The organism is Enterobacter cloacae complex sp. IR5450, assembly GCF_049238665.1.
Lineage (GTDB): Bacteria > Pseudomonadota > Gammaproteobacteria > Enterobacterales > Enterobacteriaceae > Enterobacter > Enterobacter hormaechei_C.
In genome coordinates, this window is the sequence record NZ_JBMKIC010000006.1 from 132,041 (window position 1) to 149,809 (window position 17,769).

Here is a 17,769-nt window from a genome sequence, read left to right on the forward strand (position 1 = left end):
ATGAAAAAGACGAAAATTGTTTGTACTATCGGCCCGAAAACCGAATCCGAAGAGATGCTGAGCAAAATGCTGGATGCCGGCATGAACGTGATGCGTCTGAACTTCTCCCACGGCGACTATGCTGAACACGGCCAGCGTATCCAGAACTTGCGCAACGTGATGAGCAAGACCGGGAAAAAAGCGGCAATCCTGCTCGACACCAAAGGTCCTGAAATCCGCACCATCAAACTGGAAGGCGGTAACGACGTTTCCCTGAAAGCGGGCCAGACCTTCACCTTCACCACCGACAAATCCGTTGTGGGTAATAACGAAATCGTTGCCGTGACCTACGAAGGCTTCACCAGCGACCTGTCTGTTGGCAACACCGTGCTGGTAGATGACGGCCTGATCGGCATGGAAGTGACCGCTATCGAAGGTAACAAAGTTATCTGTAAAGTGCTGAACAACGGCGATCTGGGCGAAAACAAAGGCGTCAACCTGCCGGGTGTGTCCATTGCTCTGCCAGCGCTGGCTGAAAAAGACAAACAAGACCTGATCTTCGGCTGCGAACAAGGCGTGGACTTCGTTGCTGCCTCCTTTATCCGTAAACGTTCTGACGTGGTTGAGATCCGTGAGCACCTGAAAGCGCACGGCGGCGATAACATCCAGATCATCTCCAAGATCGAAAACCAGGAAGGCCTGAACAACTTCGACGAAATCCTCGAAGCGTCTGACGGTATCATGGTAGCGCGTGGCGACCTGGGCGTTGAAATCCCGGTTGAAGAAGTGATCTTCGCGCAGAAGATGATGATCGAGAAATGTGTTCGCGCGCGTAAAGTGGTTATCACCGCAACGCAGATGCTGGACTCCATGATCAAAAACCCACGCCCTACCCGCGCTGAAGCAGGCGACGTTGCGAACGCCATCCTCGACGGTACCGATGCCGTTATGCTGTCTGGCGAATCTGCAAAAGGGAAATACCCTCTGGAAGCGGTCAGCATCATGGCGACCATCTGTGAGCGTACCGACCGCGTGATGAAAAGCCGTCTGGATTACAACAACGACAGCCGTAAACTGCGCATCACCGAAGCCGTGTGCCGTGGTGCGGTAGAAACCGCCGAGAAACTGGAAGCCCCGCTGATTGTCGTGGCGACCCAGGGCGGTAAATCTGCGCGTGCCGTGCGTAAATACTTCCCGGATGCGACCATTCTGGCGCTGACCACCAACGAAACCACCGCGCGTCAGCTGGTGCTGAGCAAAGGCGTGATCCCACACCTGGTGAAAGAGATTGCCTCTACCGATGATTTCTATCGTCTGGGTAAAGAAGTGGCTCTGGAACTGGTTGATTGTGGCCTGGCTCAGAAAGGCGACGTGGTGGTTATGGTTTCTGGCGCGCTGGTTCCAAGCGGCACCACCAACACGGCATCTGTCCACGTGCTGTAATATTTCACGAACAAATTATTGTTTTGTTAAAAAGCGTCCTTCGGGGCGCTTTTTTTATTCCCGCCTTTAACCAGAACTATTCAAAAAGCAAATCGGGTTTTTCTATTTAATCGCGATTTATCTAAGATGAATCCGATGAAAAATGCCTTTTTTAACATAGCTTTTTCGTCAAAATTGCCGATTTCGTTGCTTCTTTGAGCGAACGATCAAAAATAGGCGTAATCCCATCAAAAAAATATTCTCAACCCAAAAAACTTTGTGTAATACTTGTAACGCTACATGGAGATTAACTCAATCTAGAGGGTATTAATAATGAATCGTACTAAACTGGTACTGGGCGCGGTAATCCTGGGTTCTACTCTGCTGGCAGGTTGCTCCAGCAACGCTAAAATCGATCAGCTGTCTTCTGACGTTCAGACTCTGAACGCTAAAGTTGACCAGCTGAGCAACGACGTGAACGCAATGCGTTCCGACGTTCAGGCTGCTAAAGACGACGCAGCTCGCGCTAACCAGCGTCTGGACAACCAGGCTACTAAATACCGTAAGTAATAGTACCTGTTAATAAAATGGCGCACATTGTGCGCCATTTTTTTTGCCTTAGTCAAACCTCTACTGAAGCGCTTTCTCTCCCTCGTCTTCCGCCACCGCCGCTGAGACACGACTATTCTGAACCGACAGGACAGAATTGCTGGCTGACGAACCATTGCCTGTTGAAACGGCAACCGGGATCCCGGCTCTGCGCGCCAGGGCTTTATCGATAAGCGTTTTATCGCTACCTGACTCCGCTGCAAAAGCGGTAAACGCCGCCGAGTGCGTGAACGGCACCGTCTGTGGGTTTTCGCCCTCTGCCTGCGCCAGCGGCCTGTGCACTTCGATATAACGTTTGCCGTCCGGCTCGACGGAGAACTTCACCGGCTCATTGATAATCTGCACCCGCGTGCCGACGCGCACTTGCTCAAACAACGCTTTGATATCCGGCGCGTTCATCCGCATACAGCCCGAGCTGACCCGCAGCCCTACGCTGTCCGGCGCGCTGGTGCCATGAATAAGATATTCCCCATTCCCGATACCCAGACGAAGCGCAAAGCGCCCCAGCGGGTTATTTGGCCCTGCGGGTACCACAGGCGGGAGTTTAATTCCCTGGGCCAGTGAGCGCGCTCTGATGCCCGCTGTGGGGGTCCAGGTAGGGTTAGGGATTTTCTGACTCACACGGGTGGTGCTGACCGGTGTTTCCAGCCCAAGCTGACCAATACCCAGCGGATAGACCTGCACGATATTTTCGCCAGGCGGATAGAAGTAAAGACGCAGCTCCGCCAGATTCACCACAATGCCCTCACGCTCGGTGTCCGGCAGTAGCATCTGGGAAGGGATCGTAATGACCGTTCCTGGCGCAGGATTCACCGGTGCAATGGTATTATTGGTTTCAAGGATGAGCTGTGCGGCGGTATTAAACCGACGAGCGATAGACTGAAGTTTATTGTCCCCTTCCTGAATGGTGTATGTCTGGTTTTGCCCAATCAGGCGGCTGCCTGCGGGCGGTAAAGGATAATCAACCGCCCTGGCTGAATTAACAGCACTGAGCGAACCAAGGAGTAATAGAGTTATTAGAGACGCGCGCTTCATGCTGAGATTCCTTATTCACTGACCAAACGTCAGAAAGCTGAAAAACCAGCGAGGTGGAAACCACCCCGCGAAACAGAATGAATGCTGTTCTGTCAGTTTAGCTAAGGATTGCGGCTTTGGCGCGTATGGCGCGGATCATCGCTTCCAGTCCCTGGGATCGGGACGGGGTGAGGTGTTGGGTTAAGGCCATTTTTTCAAACCACGGGCGAACGTCAAAGGCGACAATATCCTGCGCCGACATCTGGTGATAAAGAATAAATACGACGGCAATAAGCCCCTTCACAATGGCGGCATCGCTGTCACCCTGTAAATCGATTACGCCATCATCCGTCTGCTGCATCTGGATCCAGACCTGGCTCTGGCAGCCCTGAATGATGTTGTCCGGGTTATGCGCCTCTTCGCTGAGCGGCGGCAGGCGCTGACCCAGTTCGATGATATAAAGGTATTTCTCTTCCCAGTTCGCGCAACGCCCAAAGTTGCGCAGCAATTTATCTCTGTCCGGCAAATCTGCCATCTCTCGCCTCTCCGTTAGCCAAGCAGCTGATGAATACGTTTTAATCCCGCCACCAGTCTGTCGACCTCTTCCGTTGTGTTGTACATCACCAGCGATGCGCGGCACATGGCCGGTACCTCATAATACGCCATCAGCGGCATCGCGCAGTGATGCCCGGTACGCACAGCGACGCCGTAATTATCAAGGAAACTGCCCACATCATAGGCGTGATGCTTGCCGAGGTTGAAGGCTATCACACCCAGACGGTCAGCAGGACCATATAAGGTCAGGTCCGGGACGCTGACCAGCTCCTGCAAGGCGTAATGCATCAGCAGCTGTTCGTACTCCTGAATCGCCGCCAGCCCCGTTTCAGAGACATAGCTAATGGCCGCGCCCAGCCCGATGATCCCGCCCGTGTTGGGCGTACCCGCCTCGAAGCGCCAGGGCGCACGGGCGTATGTTGTGCCGTCCGTCAGGCTGACGGTGGCGATCATTGACCCGCCCCCTTCCCACGGCGGCATGGCCTGGAGAATGTCCTCTTTCACATACAACACGCCGATGCCCGTCGGGCCATACAGCTTGTGCCCGGAGAAGACGTAGAAATCGCAGTCCAGGGCCTGAACGTCAACCGCATGGTGCATCACCGCCTGGGCACCATCAATCAACACTTTCGCACCGGCCTGATGGGCTTTGTCGACGATCAGCGCCACCGGATTTTCCGTGCCCAGCACGTTTGAAACGTGGGTCACAGCCACAAGCCGCGTTCTGTCGTCCAGCAGAGCGTCCAGCTTTTCCAGCTGGAGCGTGCCGTCTTCATTCAGGGGGATCACCCGCAGTTGCGCCCCCACACGCTCACAGAGCATCTGCCAGGGCACGATGTTGGCGTGGTGCTCCATCTGGGTGATGATGATGTTATCCCCCGCGTGCACCTGCGCATTACCCCAGCTGTTAGCCACCAGGTTGATCCCTTCGGTGGTGCCACGCACGAACACCAGCTCTTCCGGCGAACGCGCGTTGAGGAAGGCTGCAACCTGCGTGCGCACGTTTTCCATGCGCTGGGTCGCCTCGGCGCTCAGGGTGTGGATCCCGCGATGTACCGCCGCATAACCGTGGCGGTAAAACTCGGCTTCCGCATCCACCACCTGATTCGGTTTTTGCGCGCTGGCCGCACTGTCGAGATAGGCCAGCGGCAGACCGTTCACTTCACGGGTCAGTACCGGAAAATCTGCCCGGACTTTCTCTACGGGAAATGTCATGCTTCGCCTCCAGGCAGTCGCTGACCGATACGGGCCAGCACCTGCTGTTTAAGTCCGCCATCGGGCAGCGCTTCCGTCAGCTCAGCCGCAAAGGCGTAAATAATCATCTTTTGCGCGGCCTGCTGGTCTATCCCGCGCGAGCGCAAGTAGAACATCTGCTCATCGTCAATACGCCCGACCGTCGCGCCGTGACTGCATTTCACGTCGTCCGCATAGATTTCCAGCTGTGGTTTGGTGTCCACCTCTGCCAGACGTCCCAGCAAGAGGTTGTTGTTGGTCATCTGCCCGTCAGTTTTGATGGCGTGCTGCGCCACGTTGATCAGGCCGTTGAACACCGCACGTCCTTTGTCGCTGACGATGGTTTTGTGCAGCTGACGGCTGTTGCAGTAGCCTTTGTTATGCTCAAGCCAGGTGCGCGTGTCGCACACTTCTGACTTCACCGGCATCGCCAGGCTGTTAATACGCAACGTAGTGTTTTCACCGTTCAGCTGGGTGCTGGTATTGTGGCGCAGCACCGCGCCGCCAAGCAGAAAACTGTGGCTGTACGCCGCGGCATCCTGGCCCAGCAGAATATCGTTGTGGGCGAAGTGGTGACTGAGCGGATTTTCAAACGCCAGCTTGATGTGGTGCAGTTGGGCATTGGCCGCCACGTTCATCGTCAGACGCGAACCGGTAAAATGACGGGTGTCGTTAAGGCTGACGTAATGCTCGATCACCGTCGCCTCCGCCCCTTCTGCCAGCTCAAGATGGTGGCGATAGTGGGCGGTGTTAATCTCATCACCCGCAACGCCCTGGGTGATATGCATCAGCAGCAGCGGTTTCGCCGGGCGCTGGTTACGCTTAACGCGAATATGGGTGACAGATTGCGACAGGCTCTCTGTCAGGTGCAGGAAGACTTCAGGCTGAACAGGCGCGTTCAGCGACTGACGTTCATCGTTAATGACGATATCGAACCCGCTCTCCTGTACGCTGTCGCTGAGTTCCTCACGAAACTGCCCGTCTACAAATACCAGAAGCACGGCATCCACACTCAGCGCCAGCACATCGCGCTGATCGAGGCTGACCTGCGCCAGACGGGTGACAAACTCGCCGTTCAGCAGGCCATCCAGCGGGGTATATTTCCAGTTCTCATGTTTACGCGTCGGTAAACCGAGACGCAGCATCTGCTGGAGATGGTGCTGAGCCTGTTCAGAGCGCGCTCCAGCCTGCGCTTCAAACAGCCGGTGCCACTGCTGAAGTGCATTACTGCTGTTCGGTAAGCCAGCCATAACCCTGCTCCTCCAGTTGTTTAACCAGCGTAAAGTCACCGGATTTCACAATGCGTCCCTGGTAAAGCACGTGGACATAGTCCGGTTTGATGTAGTCCAGAATTCGCTGATAGTGAGTCACGATGATAAATGAGCGGTTGCCGTCACGCAGGGAGTTCACCCCGTCGGCAACGATCTTCAGGGCATCGATATCCAGCCCTGAATCGGTCTCATCGAGAATGCACAGCGCCGGTTCCAGAACCGCCATTTGCAGAATATCGTTACGTTTCTTCTCACCGCCGGAGAAACCCACGTTTACCGAGCGGGTCAGCAGATCTTCCGGCATTTTCAGCAGCTTAATCTTTTCTTCCATCAGATCCTGGAAGTCAAAGCGATCCAGTGCCTCAAGGCCGCGATACTTGCGCACCGCGTTCAGCGCGGTTTGCAGGAAGAACTGGTTGCTGACGCCCGGAATTTCCACCGGATACTGGAAGGCCATAAAGATGCCCTCGCCGGCACGCTCTTCCGGCGACATCTCCAGCAGATCTTTGCCGTTAAACTCAACGGAGCCGCTGGTAACTTCATAATCTTCGCGTCCTGCCAGCGTCGCTGAAAGCGTACTTTTCCCGGAGCCGTTTGGCCCCATGATGGCGTGAACTTCACCCGGTTTGACGTCAAAATTGAGGCCACGCAGGATCTCTTTCTCTTCCACGCTAACCTGTAAATCTTTAATGCTTAACATGTGCTTTCCTTAACCGACGCTGTGTTCAAGACTAATGGCGAGGAGTTTCTGGGCTTCAACGGCAAATTCCAGCGGCAGTTCAGAGAACACGTCCTTACAGAAGCCGTTAACGATCATTGAAATCGCATCTTCTTCACTGATCCCGCGTTGCAGGCAGTAGAAAAGCTGATCTTCACCAATACGTGACGTAGTTGCCTCATGCTCAAGCTGGGCGCTGTTATTGCGGCATTCGACATACGGGAAGGTATGCGCCCCGCAGTCCGCGCCAATCAGCATGGAGTCACACTGGGTGAAGTTACGCGCGTTGGTAGCCGTCGGCATGATTTTCACCAGCCCGCGATAGCTGTTCTGGCTGTGACCGGCAGAGATCCCTTTGGAGATGATGGTCGATTTGGTGTTTTTACCGATGTGGATCATCTTGGTGCCGGTATCGGCCTGCTGATGACCGCTGGTCAGCGCCACGGAGTAAAACTCACCGATGGAGTTGTCGCCGCGCAGAATACAGCTCGGGTATTTCCAGGTAATGGCGGAGCCGGTTTCTGACTGCGTCCAGGACATCTTGCTGTTTTCGCCTTCGCACAGCGCACGCTTGGTAACGAAGTTCAGAATACCACCAGTGTTGCCGTCGCCCGGGAACCAGTTCTGTACCGTAGAGTATTTCACTTCCGCGTCTTTATGGATGATGACCTCTACCACCGCCGCGTGCAGCTGGTAGCTGTCGCGCACAGGTGCCGAACAGCCTTCGATATAGCTGACGTAGCTGCCTTCATCGGCCACCAGGATGGTGCGTTCAAACTGGCCGGTTTTTTCCGCGTTGATGCGGAAATAGGTCGAGAGCTCCATCGGGCAGCGCACGCCTTTCGGCACGTAGATAAAGGTGCCGTCTGACGCTACCGCCGCATTCAGTGCCGCGAAGAAGTTATCGTTACTCGGCACCACGGTACCGATGTACTTTTTCACCAGCTCCGGGTGATCGTGAATGGCTTCCCCGAAGGAGCAGAAAATAATCCCCTGCTCCGCCAGTTTTTCACGGTAGGTGGTTGCCACCGAGACGGAGTCAAAAATGGCGTCTACCGCCACCTCTTTGCCTTCGCGCACGGGCACGCCGAGCTGATTGAACGCCTCTTCCACCTCTTTACTCAGGAAGCTGTTCTCGGCACCGGTTTGCTGTACCGCGCCGGGTTGCGAGGCACAGGTATCATCACAGCTGCCGCAGGAGGGCGCGGAATAGTAGCTGTAATCCTGATAGTTAAGCTTATCGTAATGCGCTTTCAGCCAGTGGGGTTCTTCCATCTCCAGCCACGCGCGGAATGCGCTCAGGCGAAACTCCAGCATCCACTCCGGCTCGTTACGTTTCGCCGAAATGGCGCGCACGACCTCTTCGTTGATGCCTTTCGCCAGCTCATCGGTTTGCAGCTGCGTGAAGAAACCCTCTTTATAATTGAGGTGTCCGCCGCTCCAGGTGTTTACATCACTCGTTGCTTCAGTATTACGAGACATAGTACCGCCTATACCCCAAAGCTTTCGCCGCAGCCACATTCGTTCTGGGCTTTCGGGTTATGAAATTTAAATAACTGGTTTAAACCTTCCCGAACGTAGTCGACTTCGGTTCCATCGATAAACGGCATCGCCTGTAGCGCGACGTATAACTTTGCACCGTCGGTTTCAAAGACCAGATCGTCCTTTTCAGGTTCGGTTACGGTGTCCAGCACGTAGCCAAATCCCGCGCAGCCAGTCTGCTTAACGCCTAAGCGTACGCCGAGGATGTCGGGATTTTTTGCCACCAGCTCATGAATATGCGCCGCCGCCGCGGGCGTCAGCGTTAAGCCACGCCAGGCAAAGTCGGCCGGATTGAAGGTTTCTGAATGCAGTTCCATAGGTCCACCTCATCTGATAAGCCACCAGGGCATAACACCATGTTAGTGATAACGATTATCACTTCAACCCCCTGCGAGCAGGGGCTTTGGGCTAAACCGCCCTTTTTGGCTACTTTCATTAAGCATAGACCCTGTGACGGGATGCGGATGGGATGGTTAGATTTGTTCAATGCATTGATAAATAATGCATTTCATGAGAATGGCGGTAAGGCGGCGGGCAATGATAAAAATTGTATTGGAAATACCTATTTTTAAGATAGCCAAAGTACGCCCTGGCACCCTATACATTTTTTACGTATGCATCCCCCTTAAGCCAGGTTCTTTTTAATCTTTTTTGCCTTACCTGGGCGCGCATAAAGACGTTTGAGGGATGAGTTAACCATTATTTATCAGTCTGATAGTGGTTAAATTCCGATCATGATTAATTACATAAACTTGTCCCTTTTCGGCGTAATGTTTCCCTTTTTAACCACTCACTCAGTAAGGGATTAAATTATGTGGAGTGCCCATAAAGCCGCAGTTTATGCTCGCCAGCATGCAGGTCAGTATAGCCAAAAAAGATGTGCAGAATTTGTTTCAAAATCCATTCGCTCCGGCGGTGCTAATCTACAGAACACATTATGTTAAAGATATGAAAAGCAATTTAATTCTGGCGATCCTGCTTCTGCCCACTCTCGCATCAGCTGCACAGAAGTTACCCCCTGAGGTATCCGCTGCCCTTCAGTTTAATAAGTGGTACATCTCGCAAATTATTATCGGGAAAGAGCCCCTGAAAAACTATGAAGCGCTGAGGCCCTATGTAACCCGTAAAACCATCAGCAAACTCAAAGACATGGATAAGCTGGATCCAGATGAATATGACGTGCCTGACGTCGATATGTTCATCAAGGCTCAGGGATATGAAGATGACTGGGGCATCGTCAGTGCGCGGGCGCTGGATTACGATGCCGCCTGTATGCAGGTTTATATCTCATTCGGCAAAAAGCGGGATCACACCGTGATTGACTGCATGGTCAAGGAAGATGGCGTGTGGAAAGTTGAATCCGTGGCCAGTATGAATATTTCAGACAACCTGATGATGGAATAAACCGACGATATGACAGGGGTACTGATGCTATGCATCTTCGCGGATACCCCTGTCGTATCGCCAGAAGGCAAAATCCCGCACTGGCGGTTTACCGTTGGCCCCCTTAACATCAGTGATGGATCGAAACGGCGAAACCCTGTTCACGCCAGTGGTCGAGCTGCTCCTGTTGACGAGGCGTAGGCGCTTTACCGGTCCAGACGAAGATTTTTTGCCCGGGGAAGAGTTCAGGACGTGGAGAATCAATCGGCTCAGCCAGCACGTCGATATGCCAGCCTTTGTAGGCAAGACGGGCCGCTTCCAGCCACAAATGCGTACGGTCGTCGCACTCCCACCCAATCAGCAGCGCATCCTTACCTGCTTTTTTTCGCGACTCACCCAGGCTTGCAACGGCAAACTCAATCAGGACACCGTCCAGCAGGCTCGCCATGTGACGCACCGTATTCTGGTCCTGGTTCATTCGCTGCCGCACAGGGGTGATGATGTTATCTATCAGAACATCCATCGCATGGTCACGGCGGAACTCGCCGATTTTGGCGCGCAGTTTTGCCGGGCTGGCATAGCGCAGAACGGTTAACATCTCTTCCTGAAACGATGCCCAGTTCCCCTGAGTCATCACTTCTGTATTTTCAAGAAGCGCTTTTACTTTACCGACCGAAACACCCGTTTTCATCAGGCGTTTGATCTCTTCGATACGCAGGATATCTTCATCGTCAAACTGACGATGGCCCCCTTCGCTTCGCTGCGGCTTCAACAATCCATAACGGCGCTGCCAAGCACGCAACGTAACGGGGTTGATACCGCATCGTTCGGCCACTTCGCCGATACTGTAATAGGCCATTAACTCCCTCACGCACAATACTTCCATACCTAACCAAACCAACCTTATCAGATTGTACAAATCATTTGTATAACTAACTCCTCGTTCTGAGACAAGTGAATGGCTCAAAGAACCACTCACTCGTTAATATATTGTTGTATAAATTTAGCCGTACGTACAGGTCACTTTTAACAGTTACGTACAGGTTTTTTATAAATCGTACTTTTTCTCGGGCCAGGCAATCGCCGGAATGCCCCCCAGACGCGGGCTGGCGAAAAGGTGACCCTGGAACTGAGAAATCCCGGCAGATTCCAGCCACATCCACTCTTCAGCTAGCTCTACGCCTACCGCACAGAACAGAATTTCCAGGGAGGCGCAGCATTTAATGATTGACTGAATGATTGCCTGACGCGGGCCGCTCTTGTGCACGTTAGCAATCAAATCACGGTTGATCTTGATTCTGTCCGGCTGGAACTGGGCCAGCAGTTGCAGACCGGCGAATCCCGCGCCAAAGTGATCGATGGCCACGCTGATCCCGGCGCTTTTAAGCTGTCTGACCGCGCTGGTGAACTCTTCGAAGCGCGAGATCGCCTCGCTCTCGGTGAACTCGACCACAATTTGCTCCGGCACAAAACCGTTCGCCTCAATTGCCGTCAGTAAAAAATCGACGGCGCCAGGAACATTAACCAGCGTCATCGGCAACAGATTAATGGACAACGTTTGAGTCTGTAGGCCCAGCGCGCTGGCCATCGACAAAGCCACCTGCTTACTCTTCAGATCCGATTCGTACAGCGCCTCACGCGACAGGTTGGCAAAGTAGCTTTCCGGGGACTCACCGGACGGCGTGCGGATCAGGGCTTCCCAGGAAACCACCTGCTGCATAAACGGATCGACGATAGGTTGAAATGCGAAACTACAGTCCGCGCCCTTTGCCACTACCGTTGGCTGGGAGGATAATGGCGTGTTTTCGGTGACAAACTCCCAGGCGTCAGCCGGAGGCAGCTCAAAGTAGTTGGCTTTTTCAGTGGCCTCAACGAAGGTGCGGAAAAATTGTAGGGCGCGATCGTTATAGGTCAGCTGATAGCGGGTTGTGCCTTTATCGAGTACCTTTTGTAGCACTTCGTCGGTGTCGTACTGACGAAGGTCAAAGAGCTCCATACCTACGTTGCCAAAACGTCTTGAAGGCCCGTGATCGCTTAATAATTCGACCACGTTGTGATGCCGTGGGTCACGGCAGATGAGCTGATAGATCTCCTTAACGTTATCAGCGGGCCCTTCAAGTAACTGAAAGAAGTGTGTGCCGTTAAACAGCAAAATCCCCGTCACATCGAACTGGCGATTTCTACAATTTGCAGCAGCGACCATGTCTTCCAGCGCTTTCACTGGAACGTCCTCGCAGATATGACTGCGGTAAATAATGGTTGTGAGCATGCTAATCCTGAAGATTGAGGGGGTGACCACGAAAACACGTGGGGAGAACTCTGTTATAGCACATTAATTACCCAATAAATAATTTACATCTCAACAATTTACATGACTTCTTTGCGCCTTTTCCGGGCTTGTACAACTCTGCAACGCCACTTCGAATGGTACAATATATTTTGTGAATTTAGCAGTAAACTGTATACATATAACCATATGATAAATATATACTTTATCAAATATATAATAAAATATTTAAAAAATTGTACATTTTTAATGTACAGATTTGAAAATTATGTATACCTTAAATGTAACGTTACTGATTACGAAAATTTACAGGAGCGAAACATGCAGCAGAACGGACACCTCGCAGACACAGCAACAGCAATTGCGCAGTACTTCGAAAAAGCCGCGCTTCCAACCCAACAGGAAACATTGGGTCAGGTTGTTGTTGAAATCTTTAGCGACGGGCGGAATCTGAATCGCAAATCGCTCTGCACAAAACTGTTAAGTCGCCTTGAAAAGGCCAATGGCCCGGAAGAGGAGCATCATTATCACATGCTTCTTGGCCTGCTCTTCGAACGTTAATGTTATGAACAGCAGTGATGCGGACAGACTGATCGACCAGCTTATTGGAGAAGCCGCTCTTTCACTTTTGAAGGAGCGCGGTCCTGTAACGACCGAGGGATTGGTTCTGCGTCTGCGTAACATGCAAGCCTGTGAGACGGATCCCCAGCGGCGGGAGACATTAGCGAGGGTGATAGCTGAAATCAGCTCTGGCACGGTCGCTTTTAAAGGTCGCAGAACCGCACAAGGACGAATTCAGAGAGAGGGATCTCTCAAAAATAACCGAGACAATGTAGTGCCGTTATTTGGAAATGGAAAACCGTCCGATCCCAAAAAGATACATTGACTACAACTTTACAGCTACGGTGAGAACAAATGAGACAAAATATTCAGCTTCAACCCGAATACCACTCCGCCTTTTTAGATAGCGCGTTGTCGGAGTATTTCCGTCACGCAGGCGATCGCTTTGCTGAAGAGTCTGCCATTTTTTCGACTGCGGTTCGTTGTGTTCTTGCTTCCGAAGGTCATCTGACCAACAAAGCGATCATTCTCTGGCTGATCCAGACGCTGGAATCCACCGACGATGTCGTTAAGGCGGATGTGATCCGCAAGACGCTGGAAATTGTCGTCGGTTACACCATGGACGATCTTTAACGCCTCTCTCTTCCCATCTCTTCGGATAGCGTGTCATCGTCAATTCTGACGAACGGACTGACGATGACACGCCCTCTCTCCCCTAACGCCCTGTTAATCAAGCACGCCGAATGTGGCATGGATCCTGCTTAGTCCGCTAAGGGACTGGGCTTTCCAGTAAACATTGCTTCATTTCTTAACAGGTCTGTTATTGATGAAAAAAATCGCCAGCGTCTGCCCGTACTGCGGTGCAGGCTGCAAACTTAACCTCGTCGTTAAAAATAATCGGATTATCCGTGCCGAAGCCGCTGATGGCGTAACTAATCAGGGCACGCTTTGCCTGAAAGGGTTCTACGGCTGGGACTTTCTTAATGATACTCAGCTGCTTACCCCCCGCCTGACGCAGCCCATGATCCGCTACAGCAAAGGCGAGGCCTTTACCCCTGTTACCTGGGAAGAGGCCATTCGCTATACCGCTTACAGGCTTAAAAGCATCAAAGAACAGTACGGCCCTAGGTCCATTATGACCACGGGTTCCTCGCGGGGAACGGGCAATGAGACCAACTATGTGATGCAAAAATTTGCCCGTGCGGTGCTGAATACTAACAACGTCGACTGCTGCGCCCGCGTCTGTCACGGTCCGTCCGTTGCCGGTTTACAGGAGACCCTCGGCAACGGCGCCATGAGCAATTCCATTAACGATATTGAAAACTCAAAATGCCTGCTGGTATTCGGCTATAACTGCGCCGACTCTCACCCCATCGTCGCCCGACGCGTGCTTAAAGCACGTGAAAATGGCGCTAAAATCATTGTCTGCGATCCGCGTCATATTGAAACGGCACGCATTGCCGATCTTCATCTTCAGTTAAAAAATGGCAGTAACATGGCGCTGGTCAATGCCTTTGGCTATGTCCTGCTTGAAGAGGAATTGTACGACAAAAACTACGTTGCTCGCTTTACAGAAGGGCTTGAGGCGTACCGACTGACGGTAAAAGATTACGCACCCGAGCAGGTTGAACATCTGACGGGGATCCCCGCGCGGGATGTTCGTCAGGCAATTCGCATGTTCGCAGCGGCGCCTTCAGCAACGGTGATGTGGGGTATGGGCGTCACGCAGTTTGGTCAGGCGGTCGATGTGGTGAAAGGTCTCTCCAGCCTGGCACTGCTGACCGGCAATCTGGGCCGCCCTGCCGTCGGCGTGGGGCCGGTTCGCGGGCAAAATAACGTTCAGGGCGCCTGCGATATGGGTGTTCTGCCCAATATGTTCCCCGGCTACCAGGACGTCACTGATCCGGCGGTCAGACTGAAATTTGCCGATGCGTGGAAAATCAATGTCAACCGGATGGACGATCGCGTCGGAACGCGTATCACCGAAGTGCCGCATCTCGCGCTGGAAGGTAAGATCAAAGCGTATTACATCATGGGGGAAGATCCGCTTCAGACAGAAGCCGATCTGGGTCAGGTCCGCCGCGGCTTTGAGGCGCTAGATTTTGTGGTGGTTCAGGACATCTTTATGACCAAAACGGCAGAGCTGGCTGACGTGCTGCTCCCTGCCACCTCATGGGGAGAACACGCCGGTGTGTTCACCTGTGCCGATCGCGGCTTTCAGCGTTTCGGCAAAGCCATTGAGCCCAGCGGCAATGTCAGGCGCGACTGGGAGATCATCAGCCTGCTGGCCACGGAAATGGGCTATCCCATGCATTACGAGGATAACCAGCAGATCTGGGACGAAATGCGCGAGCTGTGCCCCCTCTTCTACGGCGTGACCTACGAAAAAATGGGCGAGATGGGTCATGTGCAGTGGCCCTGTCCAACCCTCGATCATCCCGGCACTCCCTACCTGTACAAGGATAATCAGTTCGACACCCCCACTGGCAAAGGCCAGCTATTTGCCGCCCCCTGGCGCGCCCCGGCGGAGACACCGGATGCGGATTACCCGCTGGTACTGTGCACAGTGCGCGAAGTGGGCCACTACTCCTGCCGCTCCATGACCGGGAACTGCGCCGCGCTGCAAAGCCTGGCCGACGAGCCGGGCCGGGTGCAAATTAACCCGGCCGACGCGGATGAACGGGGGATTGCCGAAGGCCAGCTGGTCTGGGTACGTTCACGCCGGGGTAAAGTGATCACCCGCGCCAGCATCAGCGAGCGCATCAATGCGGGAGCAATCTATATGACCTACCAGTGGTGGATTGGCGCCTGTAATGAGCTGACGCAGGATAATCTCGACCCGATCTCCAGAACGCCGGAAACGAAGTATTGCGCCGTGCAGCTTGAGGCAATCGAGGACCAGCGCTGGGCGGAGGATTTTGCGGCTTCCGCGTACCAGACCATGAAGACGCGGTTGATCGCTGCGGTTAACGTTTAAATGCTTGCCGGGTGGCGGCTATCGCTGCCCGGCCAGCTATCCGCTGCCGTTTCAGGCTATTTGTTGTGCATAATTATTTTCCAGGTAATCGCGAAGCAGGTTCGGCCGGCTCTTTTTCTCCATCAGCCTTCTCAACAGTACGATCAGCTCGTAATCGCTTCGCAGATTAAATTTTTGCATCATCATATATTTATGGGTAAAGACCGTTTTTTCGCTCATCTCCAGCGCCTGAGCGGTCTGCACTACCGACAGCCCTCGGTAAAAATTGACCAGAATACGAATTTGTTGCCGGGATAACCCTTTATGCTGGCAGTCGAAACAGGTCTTTTTATTCCAGGTGTAACCCGGTAATTGCGTCGTGAACCACGCAATAAACAGAACGCCGCTAATACGATCAAGCGATGCCCGGCGAGGAAGAAAAATAATGTCCTGAAAGCAGGAAGGCAGCGCCGAAAAGCGCAGCTCATCGTCGACGAGACCTATCACAATTCCTTTTTGCCGGGCCAGTAATTCCGGAAAACAGGTCAGCGTTTCCCCCTGACATAATGAAAGAACAATAATATCGGCCTGGCTGACGTTTTCATTGGTCAGCGCCAGGTGAAAAGTGATGGAGCGATGAAAGTTATGCTTAAAAAAATCTTCGAAAAAGCTCTGTAGCCCAGCCTGAAAAAACAGATCCGTTTCCTGAATCAGAATATTTAACATAGTTCACACCAACGTCTTTAAAAAAGGCTTATCACCGGCATTCAGTTGTACTGCATCGTCATCACCACAACCGCGCGGATGCTTCCCGGCGTGGCGCCCCCCGTCATGGATTTTACCGAGGCCAGCATAGCTAATGTCGCGGTTCTGTCCGCGGCAATGGTCTGGGTCATGCTGGAGCCTGTTCCTTTAAGCGCACCGGTTTGGGCATCGCGCATGGCTATCGCCACATGTGTGGCCGAACCGCTGTTCATAAAATAGTCCGCGCCCGCCTCAGGATCGGGGCTGCCGGTGAAAGCGACGGTCACACTCTGCGTTCCCGTTGGGCACTGGGTAAACAGCAGACTGAAAGGCACCGGATCCGATGTTGAGCCCGGCGTCGCCATATTGGTTGCCTGAATATTGCCCAGATTGACATCGAGATTGTTATTGCCGCCATTAAATATGCATGGCGACGCCACGATATTTCCCGTCACACCGATGTTGACGCTATCAGCGGAGCATACCTTCCCGCTGAGTAAGGCAAGTAACAGCAGTGTCCTGCATCTTATTTTCATCTTCTTACCTGCTACTGGTAGGTCAAATTCAGGGTGGCGGAGGCATTCGCTGAACCTGACTCCACGCGGGTTAACGTCTGGTAATATCGGGCCGTTAATGGCAACGTCTCTTGCCCCCCGGCAGACTGTCGCAAAAATAGTCGGCTGTTCATCGCCAGCGGTGCACCGTTATAGATTAGCTGCACCCCCACCCCTTTTGCAGTGCCGGCATTTCCCTGCCCGGTTAAGGCCATCACGCTGGTATTGGCGCTGTCCGGATTCTGTATTCCACTGAGCGAGACCGTAATATTGGTTCCGGCGGCGCAGGTTAAGCCCAGGTTTTGCGTGTTCTGTGCTCCCGCTGGCGTGGTGCCCACCACGGTGCCGAACGCCGAAGCGGGAATATCCCCTATCGGAAACGTCAGCTGGGCCGTATTCACCGTGCACGCCAGGGCATTGATGTTGCCGGAGGTGAGCTGCGTGGTCAGACCGTCACGGTAGAGGCCGTCGCTTCCCTGAAGCGTCACGACGCCAATCACCCCCGGGGTTAATGCCCCCGATGAGACCGGGCCGGTCACCACCAGCTCAATCCTCCCGCCGTACCAGTCCACATAGGAGGTCTGCGCATTGTAGGAAAATGTATTGCTCGGGTTTTCAAAATAGCCGTTGGAAGAAAAGCGTATCCCTATCCCGCTGACGTTCGTGTTGTAAACATGGTTGCCGTAGCTGCTCAACGTGGCGCCGTTGTAGCGCAGGCTGAATCCCAGCATCAGCGGATTCGTACACCCGGTAAGATAGGAGCCTGTGGCTGACGCCGCGCCGGAAAATACCACCGTGCCGACAGGCGCATCGCGCTGCACGTTGATCGTCCCCACGGACAGGGTGGAAAGCTGCGGGGTGATGGTGGTGCAGGTACCGGCACGAGCGATACTTCCCGCCGCGAGCAAACAGAGCAGCAGCATCGTGTTAAGACATTTCAT

General features: G+C 53.3%; 20 protein-coding genes. 8 read left to right on the forward strand and 12 right to left on the reverse strand.

Features of this window, described 5'->3' with window-relative positions:
* On the forward strand, window positions 1-1,422 hold the full coding sequence (pykF, locus tag ACOTYB_RS07705) for a pyruvate kinase PykF (protein WP_220153762.1): 1,422 nt from the start codon (window positions 1-3) through the stop codon (window positions 1,420-1,422).
* A gap of 312 nt (window positions 1,423-1,734) precedes the next feature.
* Window positions 1,735-1,971: a murein lipoprotein Lpp gene (lpp, locus tag ACOTYB_RS07710; protein WP_001082307.1), complete on the forward strand. Its 237-nt coding sequence runs from the start codon at window positions 1,735-1,737 to the stop codon at window positions 1,969-1,971.
* Between the two features lie 60 nt (window positions 1,972-2,031).
* Here the strand turns inward: lpp and ldtE are convergent, their stop codons facing one another.
* The 7 genes from ldtE to sufA form a co-directional block, all read right to left on the reverse strand.
* Window positions 2,032-3,045 carry a L,D-transpeptidase LdtE gene (gene ldtE / locus ACOTYB_RS07715; RefSeq protein ID WP_022650923.1) on the reverse strand — a complete coding sequence of 338 codons (1,014 nt, stop codon included), beginning with the start codon at window positions 3,043-3,045 and terminating at the stop codon, window positions 2,032-2,034.
* Between the two features lie 97 nt (window positions 3,046-3,142).
* Window positions 3,143-3,559, reverse strand: coding sequence for a cysteine desulfuration protein SufE (gene sufE / locus ACOTYB_RS07720; protein WP_003857730.1), 417 nt, complete (start codon window positions 3,557-3,559; stop codon window positions 3,143-3,145).
* A gap of 14 nt (window positions 3,560-3,573) precedes the next feature.
* A complete protein-coding gene (sufS, locus tag ACOTYB_RS07725; protein ID WP_003857731.1) occupies window positions 3,574-4,794 on the reverse strand; it encodes a cysteine desulfurase SufS in 1,221 nt (406 codons plus the stop codon).
* On the reverse strand, window positions 4,791-6,062 hold the full coding sequence (gene sufD, locus ACOTYB_RS07730; RefSeq protein WP_063979150.1) for a Fe-S cluster assembly protein SufD: 1,272 nt from the start codon (window positions 6,060-6,062) through the stop codon (window positions 4,791-4,793). The genes sufS and sufD overlap by 4 nt, the downstream gene beginning before the upstream one ends.
* Complete coding sequence (gene sufC, locus ACOTYB_RS07735; protein ID WP_003857736.1) at window positions 6,037-6,783, reverse strand: Fe-S cluster assembly ATPase SufC; 747 nt, start codon at window positions 6,781-6,783, stop codon at window positions 6,037-6,039. The genes sufD and sufC overlap by 26 nt, the downstream gene beginning before the upstream one ends.
* A 9-nt stretch (window positions 6,784-6,792) precedes the next feature.
* Window positions 6,793-8,283 carry a Fe-S cluster assembly protein SufB gene (gene sufB, locus ACOTYB_RS07740; protein ID WP_003857739.1) on the reverse strand — a complete coding sequence of 497 codons (1,491 nt, stop codon included), beginning with the start codon at window positions 8,281-8,283 and terminating at the stop codon, window positions 6,793-6,795.
* Between the two features lie 8 nt (window positions 8,284-8,291).
* Window positions 8,292-8,660: a Fe-S cluster assembly scaffold SufA gene (gene sufA / locus ACOTYB_RS07745; protein WP_003857741.1), complete on the reverse strand. Its 369-nt coding sequence runs from the start codon at window positions 8,658-8,660 to the stop codon at window positions 8,292-8,294.
* A 39-nt stretch (window positions 8,661-8,699) separates the two neighbouring features.
* Between sufA and ACOTYB_RS07750 the strand changes: the two genes are divergently transcribed.
* Together ACOTYB_RS07750 and ACOTYB_RS07755 are read left to right on the forward strand one after the other, a co-directional pair.
* Window positions 8,700-8,915 carry a hypothetical protein gene (locus ACOTYB_RS07750; RefSeq protein WP_234829353.1) on the forward strand — a complete coding sequence of 72 codons (216 nt, stop codon included), beginning with the start codon at window positions 8,700-8,702 and terminating at the stop codon, window positions 8,913-8,915.
* A 376-nt stretch (window positions 8,916-9,291) separates the two neighbouring features.
* Window positions 9,292-9,747: a DUF3828 domain-containing protein gene (locus tag ACOTYB_RS07755; protein WP_045342811.1), complete on the forward strand. Its 456-nt coding sequence runs from the start codon at window positions 9,292-9,294 to the stop codon at window positions 9,745-9,747.
* A 109-nt stretch (window positions 9,748-9,856) separates the two neighbouring features.
* Here ACOTYB_RS07755 and ACOTYB_RS07760 read toward each other — a convergent pair whose 3' ends face one another.
* On the reverse strand, window positions 9,857-10,585 hold the full coding sequence (locus ACOTYB_RS07760; RefSeq protein ID WP_003857744.1) for a MerR family transcriptional regulator: 729 nt from the start codon (window positions 10,583-10,585) through the stop codon (window positions 9,857-9,859).
* Between the two features lie 189 nt (window positions 10,586-10,774).
* Window positions 10,775-11,995 carry a diguanylate phosphodiesterase gene (locus ACOTYB_RS07765; protein WP_003857746.1) on the reverse strand — a complete coding sequence of 407 codons (1,221 nt, stop codon included), beginning with the start codon at window positions 11,993-11,995 and terminating at the stop codon, window positions 10,775-10,777.
* Between the two features lie 339 nt (window positions 11,996-12,334).
* Between ACOTYB_RS07765 and ycgZ the strand changes: the two genes are divergently transcribed.
* The 4 genes from ycgZ (at window position 12,335) to fdhF (ending at window position 15,551) form a co-directional block, all read left to right on the forward strand.
* Window positions 12,335-12,574, forward strand: a complete 240-nt coding sequence (gene ycgZ / locus ACOTYB_RS07770; protein ID WP_220153760.1) for a regulatory protein YcgZ — start codon at window positions 12,335-12,337, stop codon at window positions 12,572-12,574.
* A gap of 4 nt (window positions 12,575-12,578) precedes the next feature.
* The gene (locus ACOTYB_RS07775) at window positions 12,579-12,899 is read left to right on the forward strand and encodes a hypothetical protein (protein ID WP_045350525.1); all 321 of its coding nucleotides are present in this window, start codon (window positions 12,579-12,581) and stop codon (window positions 12,897-12,899) included.
* A gap of 29 nt (window positions 12,900-12,928) precedes the next feature.
* Window positions 12,929-13,207 carry a biofilm/acid-resistance regulator YmgB/AriR gene (locus ACOTYB_RS07780; protein ID WP_003857748.1) on the forward strand — a complete coding sequence of 93 codons (279 nt, stop codon included), beginning with the start codon at window positions 12,929-12,931 and terminating at the stop codon, window positions 13,205-13,207.
* A 193-nt stretch (window positions 13,208-13,400) separates the two neighbouring features.
* Entirely contained in the window at window positions 13,401-15,551 is a 2,151-nt protein-coding gene (gene fdhF, locus ACOTYB_RS07785; RefSeq protein WP_126524933.1) for a formate dehydrogenase subunit alpha, read from the forward strand.
* A gap of 51 nt (window positions 15,552-15,602) precedes the next feature.
* Here the strand turns inward: fdhF and ACOTYB_RS07790 are convergent, their stop codons facing one another.
* The 3 genes from ACOTYB_RS07790 to ACOTYB_RS07800 are packed head-to-tail and all read right to left on the reverse strand — an operon-like array spanning window position 15,603 to window position 17,769.
* Window positions 15,603-16,256: a helix-turn-helix transcriptional regulator gene (locus ACOTYB_RS07790; RefSeq protein ID WP_023324523.1), complete on the reverse strand. Its 654-nt coding sequence runs from the start codon at window positions 16,254-16,256 to the stop codon at window positions 15,603-15,605.
* A gap of 41 nt (window positions 16,257-16,297) precedes the next feature.
* Window positions 16,298-16,810, reverse strand: a complete 513-nt coding sequence (locus tag ACOTYB_RS07795; protein WP_022650916.1) for a fimbrial protein — start codon at window positions 16,808-16,810, stop codon at window positions 16,298-16,300.
* 11 nt (window positions 16,811-16,821) lie between these two features.
* On the reverse strand, window positions 16,822-17,769 hold the full coding sequence (locus ACOTYB_RS07800; protein WP_126524935.1) for a fimbrial protein: 948 nt from the start codon (window positions 17,767-17,769) through the stop codon (window positions 16,822-16,824).